This is a genomic window from Ureibacillus yapensis (assembly GCF_003515775.1).
Classification (GTDB): Bacteria; Bacillota; Bacilli; order Bacillales_A; family Planococcaceae; genus Ureibacillus; species Ureibacillus yapensis.
The window spans coordinates 250,146-273,696 of record NZ_QWEI01000002.1 but is presented as its reverse complement, the minus strand read 5'-3'; the positions used below and the strand labels follow the sequence as shown (position 1 = coordinate 273,696).

General features: G+C 41.2%; 24 protein-coding genes. 20 read left to right on the top strand and 4 right to left on the bottom strand.

Annotated features, from left to right (window positions below; all coding sequences use genetic code 11):
• Window positions 1-41: 41 nt before the first annotated feature.
• Window positions 42-1,610: a DUF342 domain-containing protein gene (locus tag D1B33_RS06035; RefSeq protein WP_118875473.1), complete on the top strand. Its 1,569-nt coding sequence runs from the start codon at window positions 42-44 to the stop codon at window positions 1,608-1,610.
• Window positions 1,610-2,353, top strand: coding sequence for a glycerophosphodiester phosphodiesterase (locus D1B33_RS06030; protein WP_118875472.1), 744 nt, complete (start codon window positions 1,610-1,612; stop codon window positions 2,351-2,353). The genes D1B33_RS06035 and D1B33_RS06030 overlap by 1 nt, the downstream gene beginning before the upstream one ends.
• An 88-nt stretch (window positions 2,354-2,441) precedes the next feature.
• Here the strand turns inward: D1B33_RS06030 and D1B33_RS06025 are convergent, their stop codons facing one another.
• Entirely contained in the window at window positions 2,442-2,693 is a 252-nt protein-coding gene (locus tag D1B33_RS06025; RefSeq protein WP_118875471.1) for a DUF2627 domain-containing protein, read from the bottom strand.
• A 267-nt stretch (window positions 2,694-2,960) separates the two neighbouring features.
• On the opposite strand from D1B33_RS06025, the gene D1B33_RS06020 reads away from it, so the two are divergent.
• The 10 genes from D1B33_RS06020 to D1B33_RS05975 all read left to right on the top strand — a co-directional run bounded on the left by D1B33_RS06020 (window position 2,961) and on the right by D1B33_RS05975 (window position 16,015).
• Window positions 2,961-4,055, top strand: coding sequence for a Leu/Phe/Val dehydrogenase (locus tag D1B33_RS06020; RefSeq protein WP_118875470.1), 1,095 nt, complete (start codon window positions 2,961-2,963; stop codon window positions 4,053-4,055).
• A gap of 71 nt (window positions 4,056-4,126) precedes the next feature.
• The gene (gene lpdA / locus D1B33_RS06015) at window positions 4,127-5,545 is read left to right on the top strand and encodes a dihydrolipoyl dehydrogenase (RefSeq protein ID WP_118875469.1); all 1,419 of its coding nucleotides are present in this window, start codon (window positions 4,127-4,129) and stop codon (window positions 5,543-5,545) included.
• A gap of 92 nt (window positions 5,546-5,637) precedes the next feature.
• Complete coding sequence (locus D1B33_RS06010) at window positions 5,638-6,648, top strand: thiamine pyrophosphate-dependent dehydrogenase E1 component subunit alpha (RefSeq protein ID WP_118875468.1); 1,011 nt, start codon at window positions 5,638-5,640, stop codon at window positions 6,646-6,648.
• On the top strand, window positions 6,648-7,631 hold the full coding sequence (locus tag D1B33_RS06005; protein WP_118875467.1) for an alpha-ketoacid dehydrogenase subunit beta: 984 nt from the start codon (window positions 6,648-6,650) through the stop codon (window positions 7,629-7,631). The genes D1B33_RS06010 and D1B33_RS06005 overlap by 1 nt, the downstream gene beginning before the upstream one ends.
• A gap of 15 nt (window positions 7,632-7,646) precedes the next feature.
• Window positions 7,647-8,936: a dihydrolipoamide acetyltransferase family protein gene (locus tag D1B33_RS06000; protein ID WP_118875466.1), complete on the top strand. Its 1,290-nt coding sequence runs from the start codon at window positions 7,647-7,649 to the stop codon at window positions 8,934-8,936.
• Between the two features lie 521 nt (window positions 8,937-9,457).
• Window positions 9,458-11,152 carry a methylmalonyl-CoA mutase family protein gene (locus D1B33_RS05995; protein WP_118875465.1) on the top strand — a complete coding sequence of 565 codons (1,695 nt, stop codon included), beginning with the start codon at window positions 9,458-9,460 and terminating at the stop codon, window positions 11,150-11,152.
• A complete protein-coding gene (gene scpA / locus D1B33_RS05990) occupies window positions 11,149-13,296 on the top strand; it encodes a methylmalonyl-CoA mutase (RefSeq protein ID WP_118875464.1) in 2,148 nt (715 codons plus the stop codon). Before D1B33_RS05995 ends, scpA begins: the two co-directional genes overlap by 4 nt.
• Window positions 13,296-14,375 (top strand): methylmalonyl Co-A mutase-associated GTPase MeaB, encoded by a 1,080-nt coding sequence (gene meaB / locus D1B33_RS05985; protein ID WP_118875463.1) that lies wholly within the window; start codon window positions 13,296-13,298, stop codon window positions 14,373-14,375. Before scpA ends, meaB begins: the two co-directional genes overlap by 1 nt.
• 66 nt (window positions 14,376-14,441) lie before the next feature.
• Window positions 14,442-14,882 (top strand): BrxA/BrxB family bacilliredoxin, encoded by a 441-nt coding sequence (locus D1B33_RS05980; RefSeq protein ID WP_118875462.1) that lies wholly within the window; start codon window positions 14,442-14,444, stop codon window positions 14,880-14,882.
• Window positions 14,883-15,022: 140 nt separating this feature from the next.
• Window positions 15,023-16,015: an aromatic acid exporter family protein gene (locus tag D1B33_RS05975; protein WP_118875461.1), complete on the top strand. Its 993-nt coding sequence runs from the start codon at window positions 15,023-15,025 to the stop codon at window positions 16,013-16,015.
• Window positions 16,016-16,031: 16 nt separating this feature from the next.
• On the opposite strand, the gene prli42 is transcribed toward D1B33_RS05975, so the two are convergent.
• Complete coding sequence (gene prli42, locus D1B33_RS18410) at window positions 16,032-16,124, bottom strand: stressosome-associated protein Prli42 (protein WP_156967325.1); 93 nt, start codon at window positions 16,122-16,124, stop codon at window positions 16,032-16,034.
• Window positions 16,125-16,247: 123 nt separating this feature from the next.
• Between prli42 and mce the strand changes: the two genes are divergently transcribed.
• The 4 genes from mce to D1B33_RS05955 all read left to right on the top strand — a co-directional run bounded on the left by mce (window position 16,248) and on the right by D1B33_RS05955 (window position 20,036).
• Complete coding sequence (gene mce / locus D1B33_RS05970) at window positions 16,248-16,661, top strand: methylmalonyl-CoA epimerase (protein WP_118875460.1); 414 nt, start codon at window positions 16,248-16,250, stop codon at window positions 16,659-16,661.
• A 1-nt stretch (window position 16,662) separates the two neighbouring features.
• On the top strand, window positions 16,663-18,210 hold the full coding sequence (locus tag D1B33_RS05965; RefSeq protein WP_118875459.1) for an acyl-CoA carboxylase subunit beta: 1,548 nt from the start codon (window positions 16,663-16,665) through the stop codon (window positions 18,208-18,210).
• 205 nt (window positions 18,211-18,415) lie between these two features.
• A complete protein-coding gene (locus tag D1B33_RS05960) occupies window positions 18,416-19,528 on the top strand; it encodes a M20/M25/M40 family metallo-hydrolase (protein ID WP_118875458.1) in 1,113 nt (370 codons plus the stop codon).
• 19 nt (window positions 19,529-19,547) lie between these two features.
• On the top strand, window positions 19,548-20,036 hold the full coding sequence (locus tag D1B33_RS05955; protein WP_118875457.1) for a chemotaxis protein CheW: 489 nt from the start codon (window positions 19,548-19,550) through the stop codon (window positions 20,034-20,036).
• Between the two features lie 39 nt (window positions 20,037-20,075).
• On the opposite strand, the gene D1B33_RS05950 is transcribed toward D1B33_RS05955, so the two are convergent.
• Entirely contained in the window at window positions 20,076-20,744 is a 669-nt protein-coding gene (locus D1B33_RS05950; protein WP_118875456.1) for a VTT domain-containing protein, read from the bottom strand.
• Window positions 20,745-20,931: 187 nt separating this feature from the next.
• On the opposite strand from D1B33_RS05950, the gene D1B33_RS05945 reads away from it, so the two are divergent.
• From D1B33_RS05945 to D1B33_RS05930, 4 genes are all read left to right on the top strand, one after another.
• On the top strand, window positions 20,932-21,438 hold the full coding sequence (locus D1B33_RS05945; protein ID WP_118875455.1) for a DUF1648 domain-containing protein: 507 nt from the start codon (window positions 20,932-20,934) through the stop codon (window positions 21,436-21,438).
• A gap of 109 nt (window positions 21,439-21,547) precedes the next feature.
• Entirely contained in the window at window positions 21,548-21,907 is a 360-nt protein-coding gene (locus D1B33_RS05940) for a fluoride efflux transporter FluC (RefSeq protein WP_158582925.1), read from the top strand.
• Window positions 21,895-22,239: a fluoride efflux transporter FluC gene (locus tag D1B33_RS05935; protein WP_118875453.1), complete on the top strand. Its 345-nt coding sequence runs from the start codon at window positions 21,895-21,897 to the stop codon at window positions 22,237-22,239. Before D1B33_RS05940 ends, D1B33_RS05935 begins: the two co-directional genes overlap by 13 nt.
• A gap of 95 nt (window positions 22,240-22,334) precedes the next feature.
• Window positions 22,335-22,802, top strand: a complete 468-nt coding sequence (locus D1B33_RS05930) for a DUF4064 domain-containing protein (RefSeq protein WP_118875452.1) — start codon at window positions 22,335-22,337, stop codon at window positions 22,800-22,802.
• Between the two features lie 79 nt (window positions 22,803-22,881).
• On the opposite strand, the gene D1B33_RS05925 is transcribed toward D1B33_RS05930, so the two are convergent.
• Entirely contained in the window at window positions 22,882-23,406 is a 525-nt protein-coding gene (locus D1B33_RS05925) for a methylated-DNA--[protein]-cysteine S-methyltransferase (protein WP_118875451.1), read from the bottom strand.
• Between the last annotated feature and the right edge of the window lie 145 nt (window positions 23,407-23,551).

Below are 23,551 nucleotides of genomic sequence, written 5' to 3'. Positions count from 1 at the left end.
AGAGAAGCCATCGTCTATACTAGAGCAAAAGGGGTGGTCCATTGTTAATTTTTTCAAATGATTATTTAGAAACAATAGAAGAAAAAGATAAAGTCTATCTCAAAACGATTCGGCCAAATTTTCCACTGAAAGAATTTGATCAGCTTCTGCGTCAATTTCCACGCATCCGACTCACCAATTTTAGTGCATTAAAACAAGCATTGGGTAAAGTTTCAGATCGAGTGGAGATTGGCCAGTGGCTGCCAATCATCGAACTGGAAATTTCAAAAGATAAAATGTCGGCTTCTGTCTCCTTGAATGCATCAACCGACCAGCTAAAAAGCAAAGAAGAAAAACTCTTGGTAACTCTGGATGAATTATTGCAACATAATAGAATAGTATATGGAATTAAAAAGATTGATTTTAAAAAGATGATTCCCGGCAAGTCCTATAAAGTTGCAGAGGGGATGCTGCCCAAAAAAGGCGAAGATGCCAAAATAACGTATTTGGAAATTCCCGAGAGAAAACCAGTAATACGTGAAGATGGAAAAGCTGACTACTTTGAAATGAATTTCATCTTTGAAATTAAAGAAGGGGACTGGTTGGGTGAAAAAATACCTCCACAGCCCGGTATAGATGGCAAGAATATTTTGGGCGAATCTATATCTGCACCTCCTGGAGATGACCAATCACTTCGATATGACCCAAAAGCCGCTTATGAAAAAGTTGAAAATGGAAAGATTGTTCTATATGCTGCGAAAACAGGAATCGTGCAAAAGCAGCAAGGGCTTTTATCCGTGAGCCATCACTTGCCGATTGAGGGGGACGTTGGCTATGCTACCGGAAATATTACGTTCGATGGATCAGTGACTGTTCGCGGGACGGTATCCAGTGGCTTTTCCATCATGGCAACGGGGGATATTTCGATTGAAAGTGCCGAGGGAATTACAGGCGCAGCAAGCATCAAATCTGAAAACGGGGATATTTACATAAAAGGCGGCGTTTTCGGTCTTGGCGAAACTGAAATTGAAGCTGGCGGCAGTATTTTTGTAAAACACGTAAATGACGCTAAATTGCTTGCCAAAAATGAAATCGTGATTGGGCTATATTCAATGGGGTCTTATTTAATAGCAAACTCCATATTGCTTGATGAACGAAAAGGAAAAATTATTGGAGGGAAAGCAATTGCGAAAAGCCGCATTGTAACCGGCATTTCAGGAAACCGCCTAGAAAGGCAAACGGAATTGGTCATAGACTGTTTAAGCAAACAGGAAGCAAATAAAAGTATCCAAGAAAAAGCTGCCATGCTTAAAAGCGAGAGAGAAAATGTTGTTAATCTGACTTCAAGATTAAACGATATTTATCCATTAAAAAACAGCTTAAACAACCAGCAGCTTAAAAGTTTAACGATTTTGGAAGCTGAATTGAAAAAAAAGAATAAGATCCTAAGCGAACTCGATCAAGAAATCAAAGAATTGATGGAAAACCTGAAAAATGCAGGAAAAGAGGAAATTGTCGTTACGAAAGAGGCGTTTCCGGGAACTTGTATTAAAATTGGAACAAAATCCTCTGTTTTAAACAAACGAACGCAAGGGAGATTTTTATTGGAGTTTGGGGAGTTGAATGTATAATGTCTAAATCGATCTCTATTTTTGCACACCGTGGTGCTTCTGGCCATGCGCTGGAAAATACTTTTAAATCCTTTGAAAAAGCCAGAATACTGAAAGCGGATGGCATCGAACTGGATATTCAATGTACAAAAGACGGTGTATTGATTGTTTTTCATGACTTTGAATTATTTCGGCTTACCGGAATCAATAAAAAAATTAGCGAATGTACTTATGAAGAACTAATGAACTTTCCTCTTGGAAAACACTTCTTTAGAAAGTTTTCAAAAGAACGAATCCCTTCATTTCAACAGGTGGTTGAATGGGCGAATTTTCATAATATGCCGTTAAATGTCGAGTTGAAAGAAACGCTGCTGAACAATCGGGAAGCAATGATAGAGGGCTTAAAAAAATTGAAGTTACCAGCTGGAAGCCATTTTTCTTCTTTTCATGATGAATTGCTTCGACTAGTGAAAATGCAGAGGCCTGATTATGAAACAGCTTTCATTGTTACAAAAAAGTTTGATTGGCAGGAGCTGGTTAACCTTTCCCATATCGATGCAGTTCATGCCCATAAAAAATATTATAAACAGCGTTATTTAGAAGCCGCGCAACAAGCTGGAAAAGGAATCAGGTTTTATGCCGTCAATGGAACCGAACCTTACCTCGCAGCCCCTGATGAATCTGTTGTAGGATGGATAACGGATTATCCGGATAAAGTGGCTAAAAAGGTAAAGGGGAAAAAGACAAAACAGGCGTTCAGTTAAAAGGAATTGGGTGATCCTTAAAACGAACGCCTTGTTTTTTTGTATGAATCCATGTTCTAATAACCGCATTGTTAAGCGCTTCAATTTGCTAATTGATTTCCGTTTTTCCTTTTGGCATCTTTGGAGGTATTTTTCCATTTTTTCGATCTCTATGTAATATGAAGCCGGCAAAAAAGCCAAGCCCAACGACAAGGAAGATAATCCCTATTACAAACTGCAGCCAAATCCAAGGGAATGGAGAAATCAATTTTCCGAATAATGTATCTCTCATAAACTTGATTCCTGCTCCAGCCATTAATGCAGGAATTAACATAACGATGAATGCGAGCATTCTTTGCATAAGTTTTTACACCTCTTTACTCCTTTTATTTTACAATTGCCCCTTTAAAAGTCAAGAAACTCGAAAGTATTACATAAAATAATGGAATAATTAAAATAATCTAAATATTCTTGAATAAAACGATTTTGACATTAATAGTTGCCTAATTCCATATTTAAAAGTAAGGTAAAAGTAGATAGAAAAACCGTTATTTAGAATATAATGGTTTTTTGGAAGAAATTAACGCAAATACGAGAAAGAAAACGCTTACTTTTTGGAGGGAATTGTATGGAGATATTCAAGTACCTTGAAAAATATGATTATGAACAAGTCGTATTCTGCCAAGACAAAACTTCTGGTTTGAAAGCGATTATTGCTATTCATGATACCACATTAGGCCCAGCATTGGGTGGAGCCAGAATGTGGACCTATGCAACCGAGGAGCAAGCGATAGAAGATGCGCTTCGTTTAGCGCGCGGCATGACTTATAAAAATGCAGCGGCTGGTCTCAATCTTGGAGGCGGAAAAACCGTGATTATAGGGGATCCATTCAAAGATAAAAATGAAGAAATGTTCCGTGCACTGGGACGTTTTATCCAAGGGTTGAACGGTCGGTATATTACAGCTGAAGACGTAGGAACAACAGTTTCCGACATGGACATTATCCACGAAGAAACAGATTATGTAACGGGGATTTCACCAACATTCGGTTCGTCGGGAAATCCTTCCCCAGTAACTGCATATGGGGTATATCTTGGCATGAAAGCGGCAGTAAAAGAAGCGTTTGGAACGGAAAGCTTGAAAGGACGCAAGATTGCTGTGCAAGGATTGGGGAATGTCGCTTATACCTTATGTGACTATTTATATAAAGATGGCGCTGAATTGGTTGTTACGGATATTAATCCGAAAGCCGTGGAACGCGTTGTAAATGATTTTAGCGCAAAGCCAGTCGCACCCGATGAGATTTATCGCCAGGATGTAGATATTTTCTCCCCATGTGCTTTGGGCGCGATTATTAATGATGAAACAATTCCCGAGCTGAAAGCTAAGGTGATTGCCGGGTCGGCTAATAATCAGTTAAAAGAATCAAGACATGGAGATATGATCCATGAAATGGGCATTATTTATGCTCCTGATTATGTGATAAATGCAGGCGGAGTCATCAATGTGGCCGATGAATTATATGGCTATAATCGAGAACGTGCCATGAAACGTGTGGAAGCGATCTACGACAGCATCTTGAAAATTTTCGAAATATCGAAACGAGATGGAATTCCGACTTACTTGGCCGCGAATCGTCTGGCCGAAGAGCGCATTGAGCGCGTCTCTAAATCGCGTTCCCAATTTTTGAAGAATGGCAAAAACATCTTAAACGGCAGATAAATCGGGATTATATCGATGTTTGGGGGGAGTAAAGTATAACTTTGCTTCCCAATTTGTTAGGAGGGAAATATTTGGCTCAGGAATATGATTTAGTCATCGTTGGAGGTGGCACAGGGGGTTATGTAGCTGCAATTAGAGCCGCTCAACTTGGACTTAAAACCGCCATCGTTGAGAAGGGGCAACTTGGTGGCACATGTTTACATAAAGGGTGCATCCCAAGCAAAGCCTTATTACGAAGCGCGGAAGTTTACAGACAATCCATCAATGCGCTGGAATATGGGGTCGAAATTTCCAAAGCGGAACTGAATTTCAAGCTGGTCCAGCAACGGAAACAAGCAATCGTCGATCAACTTCATTCTGGCATCAAATCACTAATGAAAAAAGGAAAAATCGATATTTATCATGGAATCGGAAGAATTTTAGGTCCTTCTATTTTTTCCCCAATCCCCGGAACAATCTCAGTAGAAATGGAAAATGGCGAAAATGAAATGCTGTTGCCCAAAAACATCATACTTGCCACTGGTTCCAAGCCTCGCACTATAGACGGGATTTTAGTTGATGGTCAAAAGATATTATCTTCCGATCACGCATTGGAACTCGAATCTCTCCCTTCCTCAATGATCATTGTAGGTGGCGGTGTCATAGGGATCGAGTGGGCATCCATGCTCAATGATTTTGGGGTGGATGTAACCGTATTGGAATATAATAGCCGCATTCTGCCAACGGAAGATGTTGATATTTCAAATGATATGGAAAAGCAGCTTGTAAAACGCGGCATTAAAATCTTTAAAAACGCCGAAATTATAACAGAATCCATCGATTGCTCAGAACAGCTTACCATTTCCGTAAATGTGGAAGGCAAAATGCAAACCTTTACAGCAGAAAAATTATTATTGGCTGTGGGGAGAGTTGGAAATATACAAGGAATTGGCCTGGAAAATACAGAAATCGAATTTGATGAGAATTTTATTAAAGTCAACGATGTATTTCAAACAAAGGAAAAACACATTTATGCCATTGGCGATGTGATTGGTGGCATGCAGCTTGCCCATATCGCTGCACATGAAGGCAAGTTGGCGGTTGAACATATCGTTCATGGCAACATACATCCTATTCACTATACAAATGTAGCGCGCTGCATCTACAGCTACCCGGAAGCGGCAAGTATTGGCTTGACGGAAGAACAGGCTGTTAAAGAAGGCCTTAACGTTAAAGTAGGCAAGTTTCCATTCAAGGGAATAGGAAAGGCCCTCGTTCATGGCTATGCGGAAGGTTTTGTAAAGATGATTGCCGATAAAGAAACAAATGATCTGATCGGTGTGCATATGATTGGAACGCATGTAACAGATTTAATTTCCGAAGCTTCGTTGGCAATGCTTTTGGATGCGACGCCGTGGGAAATAGGGGAGACAATCCACCCACATCCTTCACTGAGCGAAGCAATCGGTGAAGCAGCCTTGGCGGTGGATGGGAGAGCCATCCATTTTTAGAGCCCTGTTTGGTAGAAATTTAATTTTTATTTTAAAATAGAAGAGAGAAAAGAGAAAGAATTCCAGTTTATCTGGGAAGGGATGTTTAAAATATGGGAGAGGCAAAAATTCATCACACTCAATTAGGTCTATCCAATGAAGATGTGATGCAAATGTATCAAACGATGTTGACTGCAAGAAGACTGGATGAAAGAATGTGGCTGCTGAACCGTGCAGGCAAAATTCCTTTTGTCGTCTCGTGCCAAGGCCAGGAAGCGGCACAAGTAGGGGCAGCTTTTGCACTGGATCGTACAAAGGATTATATTGCACCTTATTATCGCGATATGGGTGTGGTGCTGCATTTTGGCATGACAGCAAAAGACTTATTGTTATCTGCATTTGCGAAAGCAGAAGATCCAAACTCAGGTGGGCGCCAAATGCCTGGCCATTTTGGCCAAAAGAAAAATCGCATTCTTACAGGTTCTTCACCAGTCGCAACACAGATTCCTCATGCGGTAGGAGTGGCACTTGCAGGCAAAATGCGCAATGAAGATTACCTGGCGTTTGTCACATTAGGGGAAGGCTCCACAAACCAGGGAGACTTTCATGAAGGAGCAAACTTTGCAGGAGTGCATAAACTCCCGGTAATTATTATGGTTGAAAATAATCAATATGCGATTTCCGTTCCTGTCGAAAAACAATTGGGATGTGCAAAAATATCCGATCGTGCAATCGGCTATGGTATGCCTGGAGTCACAGTCGATGGGCAAAATCCGCTGGAAGTCTATCGTGTTGTAAAAGAAGCAGCCGATCGCGCAAGAAGGGGAGAAGGGCCAAGTTTAATCGAAACGCTTACGTATCGCCTAACAGCGCACTCTTCGGATGATGACGATCGCCAATACCGGACTGCAGAAGACATAGCGGAAGGTCGCGCGAACGACCCCATAACATTATTTGAAAGTTATATAAAAGAGCAAAATGTAGCAACGGAAGAAGAATTGGCAAAATTGAATGAAGAAATTATGGAAATTGTCAATGAAGCAACCGATTATGCCGAAAATGCGCCATACGCACCTCCTGAGCATGCGTTGAAATATGTTTACGACGAAGGAGATGAAAGATAATGGCGGTCATGTCATATATTGAAGCGATTTTATTGGCAATGAAAGAAGAAATGGAACGCGATGAGCGCGTATTTATATTGGGAGAAGATGTTGGTAAAAAAGGCGGTGTTTTTAAAGCCACATCCGGTCTTTACGATCAATTCGGCGAATACCGCGTATTGGATACGCCTTTGGCAGAAAGCGCCATTGCCGGCGTTGCGATTGGGGCGGCAATGGTTGGAATGCGCCCGATTGCGGAGATGCAATTTGCGGATTTTATCATGCCCGCCGTTAACCAAATCGTTTCGGAAGCAGCGAAAATTCGCTATCGATCAAATAATGACTGGAATTGTCCGCTCGTTGTTCGAGCACCATTTGGAGGCGGCGTTCATGGAGCGCTCTACCACTCACAATCAGTTGAAGCATTATTCGCAGGAACCCCTGGGTTGAAAATCGTGATTCCTTCCTCACCGTATGATGCAAAGGGATTGTTGAAAGCAGCTATTCGCGATGAAGATCCGGTACTATTCTTTGAACATAAAAGGGCTTACCGACTCTTGAAAGGGGAAGTGCCGGCGGATGATTATATCGTACCAATCGGAAAAGCGGAAGTGAAGCGTCAAGGGGAAGATATCACCGTAATCACCTATGGATTGGCCGTCAATTTTGCATTGCAAGCGGCCGAGCGACTAGCCGATGACGGAATTGAAGCACATATACTCGATTTGCGCACCATCTATCCGCTGGATCAAGAAGCAATTATCGAAGCAGCAAGCAAGACAGGAAAAGTGTTGTTAATAACGGAAGATAATAAAGAAGGAAGCATAATAAGCGAAGTGGCTGCCATCATTGCGGAACACTGCTTGTTTGACTTGGATGCGCCAATTAAGCGCCTGGCTGGCCCGGATATTCCCGCCATGCCATATGCCCATACAATGGAGAAATACTTCATGATTAATCCTGAAAAAATAGAACGGGAAATGCGAAGCTTAGCTGCGTTCTAGTAAGGGGGATGTTAGATGTCGATTGAAAATATTTTAATGCCGCAGCTCGGTGAAAGTGTAACAGAAGGGACAATCGAAAGATGGCTGGTCCAACCGGGGGATATCGTAAGAAAATATGATCCCATAGCGGAAGTAATAACGGATAAAGTAAATGCAGAAATTCCCTCATCCTTTACAGGAACAATAAAAGAATTACTGGCAAAAGAAGGCGAAACACTGCCTGTAGGCGCGGTCGTTTGCTCTGTTGAAATTGTTCAAGAAGACAAATCAAACTCCTCTGTTCATACTGCCTCTTCAACTAATGGAAATGCTGCCAATCCAAAAGAACAATCGAAGGTAGAAGCAAGCACTGAAACACCGTCATTAAAAAAACGCTATTCTCCGGCTGTTATGCGATTGGCACAGGAACATAATATTGACCTCGAAATGGTTCAAGGTTCCGGACTGGAAGGTCGCATCACGCGAAAAGATGTACAAAAGCTAATCGATAGCGGCACTTTGCCACGAGCAACGAAACAAGAACAAGAAATGAAAAAACCGCAGCAAGCGGAAAGTCAACCCCAGCAGTATAATGTTGGCAAACCAGCTGTTGAAAGCACAACTGGGGATATAGAAATTCCGGTCACTTCCGTTCGTCGGGCCATCGCTAAGAATATGGTGCGCAGCAAGCAGGAAGTGCCGCATGCCTGGATGATGATGGAAGTGGATGTCACAAATATGGTTCGCTACCGGGATGATTTAAAAACTGATTTTAAAGCAAAAGAGGGCTTTAATTTAACTTATTTTGCATTCTTTATAAAAGCGATTGCACGCGCTTTAAAAGAATATCCAATGATGAATTCCGTCTGGGCCGAAGATAAAATCATCCAAAAGAAAGATATTAATATATCCATCGCTGTGGCAACAGAGGATGCTCTTTTTGTTCCGGTCATTAAACATGCGGATGAAAAATCAATAAAAGGAATTGCGAAAGAAATCCATGAATTGTCCGTCCGCGTCCGCAGCGGGAAATTACGCCCGGAAGACACACAGGGCGGAACCTTTACGGTCAACAACACCGGATCATTCGGGTCTGTCCAGTCCATGGGGATTATCAATTACCCACAAGCAGCCATCATACAAGTTGAATCCATTGTGAAAAGACCCGTCATTATGGAAGGGAACATGTTTGCTGCACGGGACATGGTCAATTTATGTTTATCGCTCGACCATCGAATCTTGGATGGATTAGTTTGCGGGAAGTTTCTTAATCGAGTGAAAAATATACTTGAAAATGTTGATGCTGAAACGATGTCCATCTATTAAATAGAAGTGGCGGAACCTAATTGGCTTCAATTAAAGGGAAATCCAGATTTGAATGAACTCAAATCTGGATTTTCTATTTTTGAGAAAATGCATTATGGAAGTAAAGTAAAGAAAATTTACGGCCATTAATGCAAAACCCACTTCAGAATACTTCTAAAACAATATCCTATATCCGCTTGAGCTGAAATACTCGATTAGAATGCATCTAATGTTGTGTTTGACTCCCGTTCAAGCCGAGACCCTCCATTAGAATGCATCTAATACAATCCACTTCAACAAAAACCCCCGATTAAATCTCAACTATACCCACATCAGAATTGTTACTCAAGCTTATATTTAATTTTTAATAAAATATTCAGTATTTTTTGTATTTAGCCGAGCTTCAAATGTTGGCATTTTGCGAAATTTTCTAAAAATACTTTATTGGTAAACTTTTCTATTGTAGAATAGAAGTAATCAGGGAAAGTCAAAGCAACAATTCTTTAATTCAAAATGTAAGGGGGCAGCTGTAAAGCGAGAATATGGCATTTCAAATGAAGGATATTCAATTCCCGGCAGTAAGTTATGATGAATGGAAAGAACAGGCGGTCAAAGCGTTGAAAGGACAGCCATTCCAGACTTTGTTTACTAAAACGATGGAAAACGTCATACTGGAGCCGCTCTATACGAAAGACATGCTTTTGAATAAGTTGGATGGACAGCTGGACAAGCAGATTGCAACTATCCGTTCGTCAAAAGCAGCAGAAGGAATTAAAGTAGCACAGCAAATATATGGCGATACGCCAGCTCAGTTTTTCACTAATTTGCAAGCGAGTATGGATAAGGGGAATCAAATCATAACAATTGATAGTCGTGTGCCCTTTAAATGGGATGACGAAAATTTGACGATTCTGGCAAAGTATTTAACCGCCTATCCTTTTAAATTATTTACTGAGAGTTCAAATGATCCGGTCTTGAAAGTGTTTGACCATATATCGGATCAAGAGATAACCGGCTATATTGTTTCCAAAGAGCCTATCATTTTAGATGCTTTTAATCACGTTAGAACCCTCTCGGCCAATACGGTACCATACCATTATGAAGACGCCGATGCGATCCAAGAGTTGGCGCTGTCATTGGCGTTGGCTTCAAAACATGCTGAACATGAAGAAAACTTTGAAACGTTTATCAATAAATTTTTTGTACATTTTGCAATCGATACGCAATTCTTTTCGGAAATTGCCAAATTAAGAGCGTTTAAAGTGCTTTGGAAAGCGTTTACAAGCGCATATGGCATTGACGCGCCTGTGGCAATTCCGGTGATAGCGGAAACGTCTCTGAGAAGTTATTCGAAATTGGATGTCTATGTTAACTTGTTGCGTGCAGGCAATGAGACATTTGCCGCATTAATCGGAGGGGCAGATGCAATTACCGTGCATCCGCATGATTGCTTATCGAAACCAACCGATCAATCCATCCGTATTGCACGAAATGTTTCTTTGGTGCTCAAGGAAGAATCATTTGTGGAAAAAGTCCTCGATCCTGCCGGCGGCTCCTACTTTATAGAGACATTAACCGCTGAATATGTGGAGAAAGCCTGGAATCTATTCTTGCTAATTGAAGAGGCGGGGGGGATCGATGCTTATACAGCTTCCGGACAGCTGAAAACTGCACTTCAGGAAGTTAATGAACGCCGTCTCCATGATGTCAAGACTAGAAAACAGAGCATGATTGGCACCAATATTTATGCCAATCCTGTGGATGAATTGCCGCTGGAAACAAATGACCTTTTCTCCCAGATTAAACGATTGGCCGTCCCATTCGAGGATTTGAGGATAAGTTATAAAAAAGCAAACCCTAAAGTTGAAATCCTGACCTTTGGAACATTAAAAGATTTTAAGGCACGCGCTGATTTTGTTTCCGGTTTCTTTGCTGTTGCCGGCATCGTACCAAGTCAATCAGGGGAAATGCACTCGATTGAAGAACTGAAAGAATGGGTAACAAAAACCGATGCCGAGTATGTGGTCATCGCGGCAAAAGAGGAAGATGCAAAATCGATTGTTCCAGCTTTGCTAGAAGTGAAACCAGACAGCTTATTGATGGATGTTGCAGGACAATACAAGAGCGAACAAGATGAATGGCTGGCTAAAGGCCTAAACGGCTTTATCTATAATGGCCAGGATATTATTGAAAAGCTAACATCCTTAATCGAAAGCTTGAAGGGGGTACAACAATGAAGCCGAATTTCAGCAGCATTAATATTCAGGAAATAATGGTAAACGAAAACCTGCAGCCTAAACACAATGTTGAGACAAATGAAGGAATTGAAGTAAAAGAATTTTATCAATCGGACGATCTTCAGGATGTAAAGCACTTGAATGATGTTCCTGGTGTGGCACCGAATACGCGCGGACCTTATCCGACAATGTATGTAGCGCGGCCATGGACAGTTCGCCAATATGCCGGGTTTTCAACTGCGGAAGAATCCAATGCATTTTACAGAAGAAATTTGGCGATGGGGCAAAAAGGCCTGTCCGTTGCTTTTGATTTGGCGACACATCGAGGATACGATTCGGATCATCCCCGCGTAAAAGGGGATGTAGGGAAAGCCGGCGTTGCCATTGACTCAATTGAAGATATGAAAATTTTGTTTGACGGCATTCCACTGGATAAAATGTCAGTATCCATGACGATGAACGGTGCAGTTTTACCGATTTTGGCTTTTTATATTGTCGCGGCAGAAGAACAAGGGGTAAAACCCGAACAGCTTGCAGGAACAATCCAAAACGATATATTAAAAGAATATATGGTACGTAATACGTATATTTATCCACCCGAGATGTCCATGAAAATCATTGCCGATATCTTCGAATATACAAGTAAATTCATGCCGAAGTTCAACTCTATTTCGATTTCCGGCTATCATATACAAGAAGCCGGCGCAACCAATGACATTGAGTTGGCGTATACTTTGGCGGATGGACTTGAATATGTCAGAACAGGCTTAAAAGCCGGCATTGATATCGATTCGTTTGCTCCGCGGCTTTCCTTCTTCTGGGCAATCGGGATGAATTATTATATGGAAGTTGCCAAGATGCGTGCAGCACGTCGAATCTGGGCTCAAATGATGAGCACATTTAACCCGAAAAATCCAAAGTCGCTCGCATTGCGTACCCATTCACAAACTTCGGGATGGTCATTAACCGAACAAGATCCATTCAATAATGTGACAAGAACATTGATTGAAGCAAATGCAGCTGCTATGGGACATACCCAATCACTGCACACCAATGCACTGGATGAAGCCATTGCCTTGCCTACAGACTTTTCGGCACGTATTGCCCGGAATACGCAGCTGTTTTTGCAAGAAGAAACGGGTATGACAAAAGTGATCGATCCATGGGGTGGTTCGTACTATGTTGAAAAGTTAACAAAGGAGCTTACCGAAAAAGCATGGGCACTCATAGAAGAAATTGAAGAGCTCGGCGGCATGGCAAAAGCCATTGAAACAGGTCTCCCAAAAATGAAAGTGGAAGAATCCGCCGCAAAACGCCAAGCAAAAATCGATTCAAAATCAGAGACCATTGTGGGAGTCAACAAATATCTTCTTGAAACAGAAGAACCAATCGATATTTTGGATATCGATAATTCACTCGTTCGCCAAAAACAAATAGAGCGTTTGGACAAATTAAAAGAAGAACGAAACGAAGAGGAAGTGCAAAAACATCTTACACGCCTGACTCATGCTGCTCAGAGCGGAGAAGAAAACCTTCTGGCTGTTGCCATTGATGCGGCCCGTGCACGTGCATCGCTTGGAGAAATTTCGGATGCGATTGAAAGTGTTTCAGGTAGACATAAAGCTGTTATTCGTTCAATTTCCGGTGTCTATTCTTCCAACTTCTCTGATGACGAATTGATTCAGGAAGTCAAGCAAATGACAGAAGAGTTTTTGGAAAACGAAGGGCGCCGTCCACGTATTCTCGTTGCGAAAATGGGGCAAGATGGCCACGACCGTGGAGCCAAAGTAGTGGCAACGGGCTATGCGGATCTTGGTTTTGATGTAGATATCTCGCCTTTATTCATGACGCCTGAAGAAGCTGCAAGAATGGCCGTTGAAAATGATGTGCACTGTGTAGGTGTTTCTTCCCTTGCAGCAGGCCATAAAACATTGGTGCCTGAACTGATCGAAGAGCTGCAAAAACTTGGCCGGGAAGATATTATTGTAATCGTTGGAGGAGTCATTCCAGCCCAAGATTACGAATTTATATATAATGCCGGGGCGGTGGCTATTTTCGGGCCTGGTACAGTGATACCGGTTTCGGCAATTAAAATAATCGAAGAAATCTATAAACGTTTAGGCTACGAGGAAGTGTCGTCCTGATGAAGGAACATGAAATCACTAAAGACAAAAGTGCATTAAGTGTATCGGCAGGAGTAAAGGGCGGTCATGATGGGATGTCCATTCAACCAAAGCGATTTCAAAAAAAGAAAAAAGAAAATTTCGATATTCCAAAATTGGCAGGGGAAGTGCGCAGTGGGCTTCGTACTTCACTCTCCAAGGCGATTACCTTAATCGAAAGCTCAAACAATGAACATAAAGAACAAGCGCAGAAGCTTTTGCAGGAACTGCTTCCCTATACCGGAAAAAGCATAAGAATCGGCATTACGGGAGTACCCGGGGCGGGCAAGAGCACTTTTATTGAAGCATTTGGAATGATGCTTTGTAATTTAGGAAAAAAAGTGGCGGTTTTAGCCATTGACCCAAGCTCCACTCTTTCGGGAGGAAGCATTTTGGGCGATAAAACGCGAATGGAAGAACTTAGCCGTAATCATAACGCTTTCGTGCGCCCTTCCCCAAGTGCAGGGACGTTAGGTGGCGTGCATAAGAAATCAAGAGAAACGATGCTGCTTTGTGAAGCGGCAGGGTATGACGTGATTTTGATTGAAACGGTCGGTGTCGGACAAAGTGAAACGTATGTGCGCGGAATGGTGGACTTTTTCTTATTATTGGTTTTAACGGGCGCCGGTGATGAGCTGCAAGGAATGAAAAAAGGGATTATGGAACTGGCGGACTGCGTTATTGTGCATAAAAGTGATGGAGAAAATATGCAAAAAGCGAAGAGAACGGTTCGCGAATATATGCAAATTCTCCATTTCCTGCAACCAGCAACGCCAGGATGGATGACGAAGGCTTTGCCTGTTTCTTCGATTGAAAAAAACGGGTTATCGGATGTTTGGAAATTGATTAGCCAGTTTGAAACGACGATTAAAACCTCTTCATACTGGGAAACAAGGCGTCTGGAACAAACCAAAGAATGGTTCCATTTAATGATTCGTGATCATCTCATCGATTCTTTTTTCCAGAATGCGGAACGAAAAGTCCAGGTAAAAACGCTGGAAGAAGCGATTTTGCAAGGAGAAATGACCGTTACGCAAGGGGTTAGGAAGTTATTCAAATAAAAGCAAGTTTATGCTTCATTAAAAGCGGTTTGTGATAAAATGAATTGATGAAAGGAGCGATAATTTATGAATATGGATTATGATTTATTTATGGAAGAAATTAAGCGCACAGCGCGTGCAGAAATAGAAGGTGCAGGCTATGAACAACTGCGTACACCGGAAGAAGTAGAGCAAGCATTTGAGCGTTCTGGTACAACACTTGTTATGGTGAACTCTGTATGCGGATGCGCGGGCGGGATTGCACGGCCAGCAGCTGCTAACGCTATTCATTATGATAAGCGTCCAGATCACTTGGTTACGGTGTTTGCCGGCCAAGATAAAGAAGCGACTGCAACAGCACGTCACTTATTTGGCGAAGACCACATTCCATCCTCACCTTCTTTCGTCTTATTGAAAGACGGTAAAGTCGTGGCAGACATTGGCCGCCATGAAATAGAAGGACATGACCCAATGTCGGTGGTAACAAATCTTCAAGCAAACTTTGAACAATATTGTGAAGAAGTTTAATAACCAAGTTTTTATAGGGTTGCAATAATAGAAAGAGTGGGTTGCCTGGATAGTTCGACATATCTGGACAACCCCTTCTCCTAATTTTTGTTTTCGAAATTTTCTTACAAAAGTAACGACGGGTTAAGGAGGAAGTCGATATTAAAAAGTATAAAATCGGCTATCGAACATTCAAAACGGCAGTTGGTGCAACCATTGCCATTGCACTCGCCAGTTACTTTAATTTGCAGTTTGCCGCTTCTGCGGCCATTTTGACCATTCTTTGCATCCAACCCACAAAAAGAAAATCTGTGCATGCAGTCTATACAAGAATTGTAGCAAGTTTGGTAGGGATGGCATTTGTTTTTCTATTTTTTGAAAACCTGGGATACTACCCAATCGTTCTTGGCATCATGCTTTTATTGTTTATTCCAACACTTGTTTCTTTGAATGTGATTGCAGGGTTTATTTCGAGTGTGGTTATTATTATGCATTTATATGCAGAAGCGAATTTTACAGCCGAACTGCTTTTAAATGAATTGGCCCTTATGGCTATTGGCTTTGGTACGGCCCTTGCAGTAAATATGTATATGGGTGACTTCCAGAAAGAGCTGGACCGCTCGATTGATCAGTTGGAAGAAATCTACCGTTCCATCTTTTCCGAAATCGTGAAATATTTGAGAAATGGAGATACCTCCTGGGACGGAAAGGAAATCATTGAAGCCGCCAATTTGTTGAATAAAGCAAAGTCATTGGCCTTCAAAGATGTTGAAAATCACTTAACCCGCAAGGAAAATGAATATTACTTATATTTTGATATGCGTGAAAAGCAGCTGGAAATTATTGAGCGCGTTTTACCCAAGATTACCACGCTCCCTGTTATGGTAGAGCAGGCGGAATTGGTGGCGGATTTTATGGAAGATTTGGCTGAACATGTACATTCAGGCAATACGGCAAGAACATTCCGGGATAAGCTTGAAATTGTAAAAGAAGAGTTTGCAAAAATGCCTTTGCCGGAAACACACGATAAGTTTGTAGCCATGGCATCGCTGTATCAGTTTATCGAAGAAATGGATGAATATTTGATTATTAAGCAATCTTTCAGGGGAATAAAGAAAAAGGGGAAAAAGAAGGCGATTACAGATGCTACGTAATCGCAATTTTAAAAGTCTAGAAGAATGATAGACCGAATGCTAAAGTTGAAATGACCATGATGGCAATCATGCTATATACAACGATTTTCTGGAATTTTTTATTACTCATCTTTTCGTTCGCTCCTTTTTTTCTTAAATCCTAGTTTAATCAAATTTGAAAAATAACTCAAGTACGGCGTGAATTGTTTTCGAATTCGCGGGAATGGTTGCACTAAAACATAGGGGTGTTGTAATGAATAGAGTAGATCATATTGGCATTGCCGTTAAAAGTATTGATGAACGCATTACATACTATACTGAAACGCTTGGACTGCAATTGCTGAAAATTGAGGAAGTTCCATCGCAGCATGTACGGGTGGCCTTCATCGATGCGGGAAATGTCAAGTTGGAGCTGCTGGAACCAACAAGCGAAGAAAGCGCTATCTATCAACATATTGAAAAACGAGGGGAAGGGATTCAACACATTGCTTTTGGCGTAACGGGTATTCGAGAGAGAATGCAAGAGTTGCGCGAAAAGGGAATCCGCATTCTTTCGGAAGAGCCTAAGCCTGGTGCAGGCGGGGCGGAAGTTGCTTTTCTGCATCCAAAGGATTCTTTTGGGGTTTTATACGAACTATGTGAAAAAGTGAACAAAGGGGACGAATAAGATGGATATGTTTGATAAAATAAACGAATTGTATGACCGAAAACGTGAAATTGAGCTTGGCGGGGGATACGAGCGCATTGAAAAACAGCACGAAAAGGGAAAACTGACAGCTCGCGAACGTATTGATCTTTTACTGGATGAAGGAACATTTGTAGAAATCAATCCTTTTATCACTCATAGAACGACCGATTTTGGTATGCATTCCCTGGAAGGTCCTGGCGATGGTGTGGTTACAGGTTTCGGCAAAGTCAATGGCCGCAATGTATACTTGTTTGCACAGGACTTTACAGTGTTTGGTGGCGCGCTTGGTGAAATGCATGCCAAAAAAATTGCGGCAGTGATGGATTTAGCGGCAAAAAACGGGACGCCATTTATCGGCATCAATGATTCTGGTGGTGCCCGCATTCAAGAGGGAGTTCTATCACTCGATGGATATGGCCATATTTTCTACCGCAACTCCATTTATTCAGGAGTCATTCCCCAAATTTCAGTCATTATGGGACCTTGCGCGGGAGGTGCGGTATATTCTCCGGCGATTACCGACTTTATTTTGATGGTGGACAAGACCTCCCAAATGTTCATAACGGGACCAAAAGTAATTGAAACTGTTACGGGGGAAAAGATTTCTTCCGAAGACCTGGGCGGATCGAAAGTACATAACTCGATCAGTGGAAATGCCCATTTCCGCGCACCTTCCGAAGAAGAATCTATCGAACAAATTCGCAGACTGCTAAGCTATTTACCTCAAAACCATAAAGAAAAAGCACCACGTCAGCCACGGCCAGATGGGGATGACGATCGGCCGGATATGATTGATGTCGTGCCAATCGAAGCGACAAAGCCATACGATGTTCGCAAAGTAGTCGAACAAGTAGTGGATGAAGGATCCTTTATGGAAGTGCAAGCGGAATTTGCTAAAAATATTGTTGTTGGTTTTGCAAGGATTGCAGGCGAATCAGTTGGATTGGTATGCAACCAGCCAAAAGCGTTGGCAGGCGGGCTGGATATTGACTCGTCAGATAAAGCGTCACGCTTTATCCGAACATGCGATGCTTTCAATGTACCAATCATTACATTCGAGGACGTTTCCGGATTCTTCCCTGGTGTCAAACAGGAGCATGGGGGAATTATTCGCCATGGAGCCAAAATTTTATATGCCTATTCAGAAGCAACGGTGCCGAAAATTACGGTTATTTTACGCAAAGCGTACGGCGGGGCATATGTTGCGTTAAACTCCAAAGCAATCGGTGCGGACTTGGTATTCGCTTGGCCAAATGCGGAAATTGCGGTTATGGGAGCTGCGGGTGCCGCAAATATAATATTTGCGAATGAAATTGCAAAGTCTGCTGACCCTGACAGCACGAGAGCGGCAAAAATAGAAGAATATAAAGAGAAGTTTGCAAACCCGTATGTTGCTGCTTCGCGCGGAATGGTGGATGACGTCATTGATCCACGCGATACACGGATTAAACTGATTCAAGCACTAGATATGCTGGCAACCAAAGAAGAAACGCGCCCAGCAAAAAAACATGGAAACATTCCACTTTAATTAAAGATTCGTAGACTTAAAAAGTTGTCCCATATAGGGGCAACTTTTTTTAGATTCTCAATTCTTTGAAAAATATGGTGAGAATTTGATAGATAATAGATTAGGAAAGATAATCATCATTTCCCATTTACAAGATGGAGTATAGTTGTATTCAAATTCTGCAAAGCGTAAAATATAGGTAGATTGTGAAAAGGGAGTTTTTTAAATGAACAGCCGATTGGTAAATGAATTTCTGGAATTGGTGCAAATTGATTCCGAAACAAAACACGAAGAAGGCATTGCGCCAATTCTTATTACAAAACTGGAAGAGATGGGCTTCGATGTAATTCAGGATGATGCCCATACACGAAATGGCCATGGAGCTGGCAATATTATTGCTACGCTAAAAGGTTCGGTTGATGCAGATCCGATTTACTTCACGGTCCATATGGATACGGTCGTACCGGGTATTGGAATTAAACCGGAAATACGCGAAGACGGCTATATTTACTCTGATGGTACGACTATCCTTGGAGCGGATGATAAAGCCGGAATGGCCGCATTATTTGAAATGGCGCGTCGTTTAAAAGAGGAAAATATTGAACATGGAACAATCCAGTTTATCATCACTGCAGGTGAAGAAAGTGGATTGGTGGGAGCTAAAGAACTGGATCCTTCTCTTATCCAGGCAAAATTCGGTTTTGCTGTCGATAGTGACGGTAAAGTTGGCGGAATTGTAACGGCAGCACCATACCAGGCCAAAATCGAAACGAAGATTTTTGGTAAAACAGCTCATGCAGGGGTTGCACCGGAAAAGGGTATTTCGGCCATTACTTTGGCAGCTAAAGCAATTGCCAAAATGAGTCTCGGCCGCATTGACGAAGAAACGACGGCTAATATTGGGCGTTTTGAAGGCGGCAAGGCAACAAATATTGTTTGTGATGAAGTCTATATCCTGGCAGAAGCACGTTCGATTCAAAAAGAAAAATTAGATGCACAAGTCAACCACATGAAAGAAACTTTTGAAAAAGTTAGCCAAAATCTTGGGGGAAGTGCAGAAGTTGACGTAAAACTGATGTACCCTGGTTTTTCTGTAACCGAGTCTGACCGTGTAGTTCAAGTTGCGATGCAAGCTGTTCAAAACATTGGACGTCAAGCGCAGCTTGGCATTTCCGGCGGGGGCAGCGATGCGAATATCATTGCAGGCTTTGGCATTCCAACGGTGAATCTTTCTGTTGGATATGAGGAAATTCATACAACAAATGAACGGATGCCAATTGAAGAATTGGAGAAATTGGCAGATTTATTGGTAGAAATCGTAAAATGTTCTGCAAAGTAGTGGATGAGAGGTGAGAGAAGTGGAATTTGAAAAATCAGTAATATTTGGTTGTGGAACGGAAGAGTATGCATTATCCGTCGAGCAAGTGGTCTCGATTGAAAAATTAAGCCATATTACACCAATTCCGCACCTTCCAAACTATCTGGTGGGTTTTACGAAAGTACGCGGGGAACTGATTCCGGTAATCGATTTTAACCGGATTTTATACAATCGTCCTACTCAAGGAGAAGCTGCCCGTATTATTGTACTGAATACGGATGTTGTCAATTATGGATTGGTTGTGAGCGAGGCAAAAGAAATCCTGAACTTTTCGGAAAGCGATATTAAACAGGTCGGCCTTGTAAATTATTCGAAAACGCGCTATTTTACAGCCGTGGCAAATATCGAAGACCGAATGATTGCGTGTGTTGATCCAAAAATTCTGGTGAATTCCCTGGATGGAATACGAGAAATCATAGCATATTTGCAAAAATTAATGGAAGAAGAAAAAAGTCAAGTCAATGCATAAGTAGAAAGGGGAGTCTTGGTTATAAGATATCCCCTTTTTCTATACTTCACTGTTGCTTGCAACGGCGGATTCTTTTTTGTGGAACCGGGAAACAAACCCATATGCGGCTGGAATGAACATCATGATGGTAATCAAAGCCAGGGTGAACAGCAGATTTTCTTCAACCCATGGAATATTTCCTAAAGCAAAACCGGTGCCTAGCCAAACTAGAGTCCAAAGCAGCGCACCCAATACATTGAAACGGACAAAATTTGAGTAGGAATAGCCTGTAAATCCTGCGATAAATGGCGTCATGGTACGCATCAATGGAATAAATCTTGAAAATGTGATGGCCACTTTATCATAGTTCAACAGAAACTCTTTTGCCTTGTCAATTGTCGAAGCCGGGATTATTTTGGTTAAGTGATTATTGTGGGAAGAGATTTTTGCGAATGTTCGTCCAATTAAAAAATTATTGCTATCGGCAGAAGAGGTAGCCACAAAAAATAAAATAAATAAAATGAACACATTCAACTCGCCAACCGCAGCAATTGCTCCGCTGGCAAACACAAGGGAATCCCCAGGCAGGAAAGTCAAAATGACAAATCCTGTTTTGCCGAAGACAATGAGAAACAGCAATAAGTAAATATAGATTCCAAAATCATTTATATACAAGTAAAGCTCGGAATCGAGTTTATGAAAAAATTCAAAGATTTCGGATATCCCCATGTTGCCTACCTCCATTTCTGTCAATGATAAAAATATCTTACTAAATAATACCCTTAAATTAAAATAAATGACCCTGCTTTTAAGAGCCAATTTTATATTATGTTGAGTGATTGTAAGTTTTTGAAACTTTTGGAGATGGTAATCGTAGAAAAAGGAGAAGAATGCATCGTCAAATGGAGGTGTGTTTATGCAAAAACTGCCGTATCGTCCCATCCTGAAGTTGCCTAAAACCAAGTTTGAAAAAATAATGGATATACTGGGACTCGCAATATTTACCGGAGCGATTCTTTATTTAATCGTTCATTGGACGGATATTCCGGATCGAATCCCTGCTCATTTTAACTGGGACGGGGAGGTTGATCGATGGGGTTCCAAAGTGGAATTGATTATTTTGCCGTGCATAGGGCTATTTTTATTCATTTTCTTGAGCTTGCTTGAAAAAGCGCCTCATATGCACAATTATCCTCACCGGTTAAATGAGGCAAATGTAAAACAATTTTATTTGAACAGCCGAAAAATGCTGAATGCAATCAAAAATATTTGTCTTGCCATGTTTGCTTTCATACTGATTAAAATGGTCCGGGTTTCTTTAGGGAAAATTGATTCCCTGGGAATATGGATTTTGCCCATAGTAATTATTGCTGTCACTGCAACGATGGTGATTGGCATATATAAGCAATCCAAGATTGTATAAAAGCTGATAGGAAAAAGTGTGTATGTTAAGATGAAAATATCATTTATGTATGGCGTTTTGCCGTGAAAGCATAAGAGTGAGCGTCTGTATGATTGTAGGAGAGAATGATGTGGGAAATTTGATGCAAGTTTTTTTAGGTGGAATGATTGGCAGTGTTTTAAGGTATGCTATTCAGCTTTATACGGGCTCCTCGGCTATGCTTTGGATTGTCAATATTATCGGCAGCTTTATCTTAGGGAGCTTAAACGGTTATTTTGAAAAGAAAGAAAGTAAATTTAAACTGTTTTTTACAACAGGAATGCTAGGTGCATTTACGACATTCTCCAGCTTTACGCAGCAATGGTTCCGGGAACTGCAAGAACACTTTTTGAGTGGGATTATATACGCGGTGTGCATGACTTTCCTTTGTTTTACTGCTGCTTTTATGGGTTACTTATGGAATAGAGGGAATCGGAAATGGAATGGATGATGATTGCCGTTGGTGGAGGAATGGGAGCTGCATTGCGTTATATCGCCCAACAGGTGATGATTCATTTAGGGAAAGCGTCACACTGGGCTACTGCTTTCGTCAATTTAGCAGGATCCTTCTTAATCGGGGCAGCGAGTGCAAAAGGGATAGAATCCGGTTCTTTGCATTTTTTGTTCGTGATCGGGATGCTGGGAGCTTTTACAACCTTTTCAACCTTTGCCTTTGATATTGTAAAGCTAATAGATAAGAAACAATGGTGGATTGCATTCTTTTACATTACCCTGAATTTAGTAGGCGGGATTTCAGCATTTTGGCTAGGCTGGATTCTCTAGTGAAGTTGTAAAATGCACTCATTAAACATAAATATTTTATGTGATATTGGTGAGTGTCAGTTTATGCGAAAAATTAAAAAGGAGACAACATAACAATGAAAAGAACAGGTGAAAAAGTATTAAGTATTATCGCAACAATACTAAATGTCCTTTCGATTGGTTTTTTAATACTGCTTATTATAGGCGGCAACATGATGGCTGAAGATCCGTTGGTGCAAGCTGAACTTGAAAACCAGTTTTCGGCTTCGGGAGTGCCACAGGCGGAAATGCAGGAAATGCTTATTTTCTATGATGATTTTCTCGTTTTCCTTAATGGCATTGGCTGGTTATTTGTTGTTTTAGGAATTATTGCCATTGTGTTAACCATAGTTGGGATTGTTAAAGTTAACAAGAATGCAAAACTGGCTGGAATTTTATTTATCATTTCCGCGCTTTTATCCGGAATTATCTCTTTGCCTGGTATTTTATTGATCATTGCAGCAATCATGTGTTTTGTACGTAAACCGAAATATCAAGAAATGCCGGTTCAAAAGACGGATGAAAATGGCTATATCATTGATTGACTAACATAATAAAGTCCCAATTTGTTGCTTGGGGACCAGTATTAAAAACGAGAACAAGTCCCAAAAGACAAGTTCTCGTTTACTGTTTATAAGGAATTCTTTCAAGCGTTAACAGTTTTTCCTTTACGTCCAATCCACCGCTAAAACCAGTTAACGACCCATTTTTCCCCAATACTCGGTGACAAGGAATAGCAATGGCAACAGGGTTAGATCCTATTGCGGTTCCAACAGCGCGCACCGCTTTCGGATTGCCGATACTGTTGGCAATATCCCCGTAGCATCTTGATTGTCCGAAAGGAATATTACAAAGAGCTTCCCATACCTTCATTTGAAAGGCAGTGCCATGTATATCGAACTGAAAGGTGAATTCTGCCCTTTGTCCCTCAAAATATTCGATTAGCTGTTGCACATAGAAAGATAATTGCTCATGACTTTCCTGAAATTCAAGTTCCCTCCCGGGAAATTGTTTTTTACAAGCAGTGATTAGTTCTTCAATTGTGGAATGCTCAGTGCCTAAATAACAAAGGCCTTGATCGGTTGCTGCTATATAAACCTTCCATCCGCTATGAGAAAGCAGCTTGTAGTAAATCTTCAAGTTATTCATATTAAACCTCCATTTTCTATATCGTATCATGAATTTTAAACTTTGACTCTTTCATTTTTGTATACAATAGTAAGCAGTTTGCCAATATTTCTGTTATACTGGCAATATGGGGAATCGTTCTGTTTTTGTTGTCACACAAAAGCCG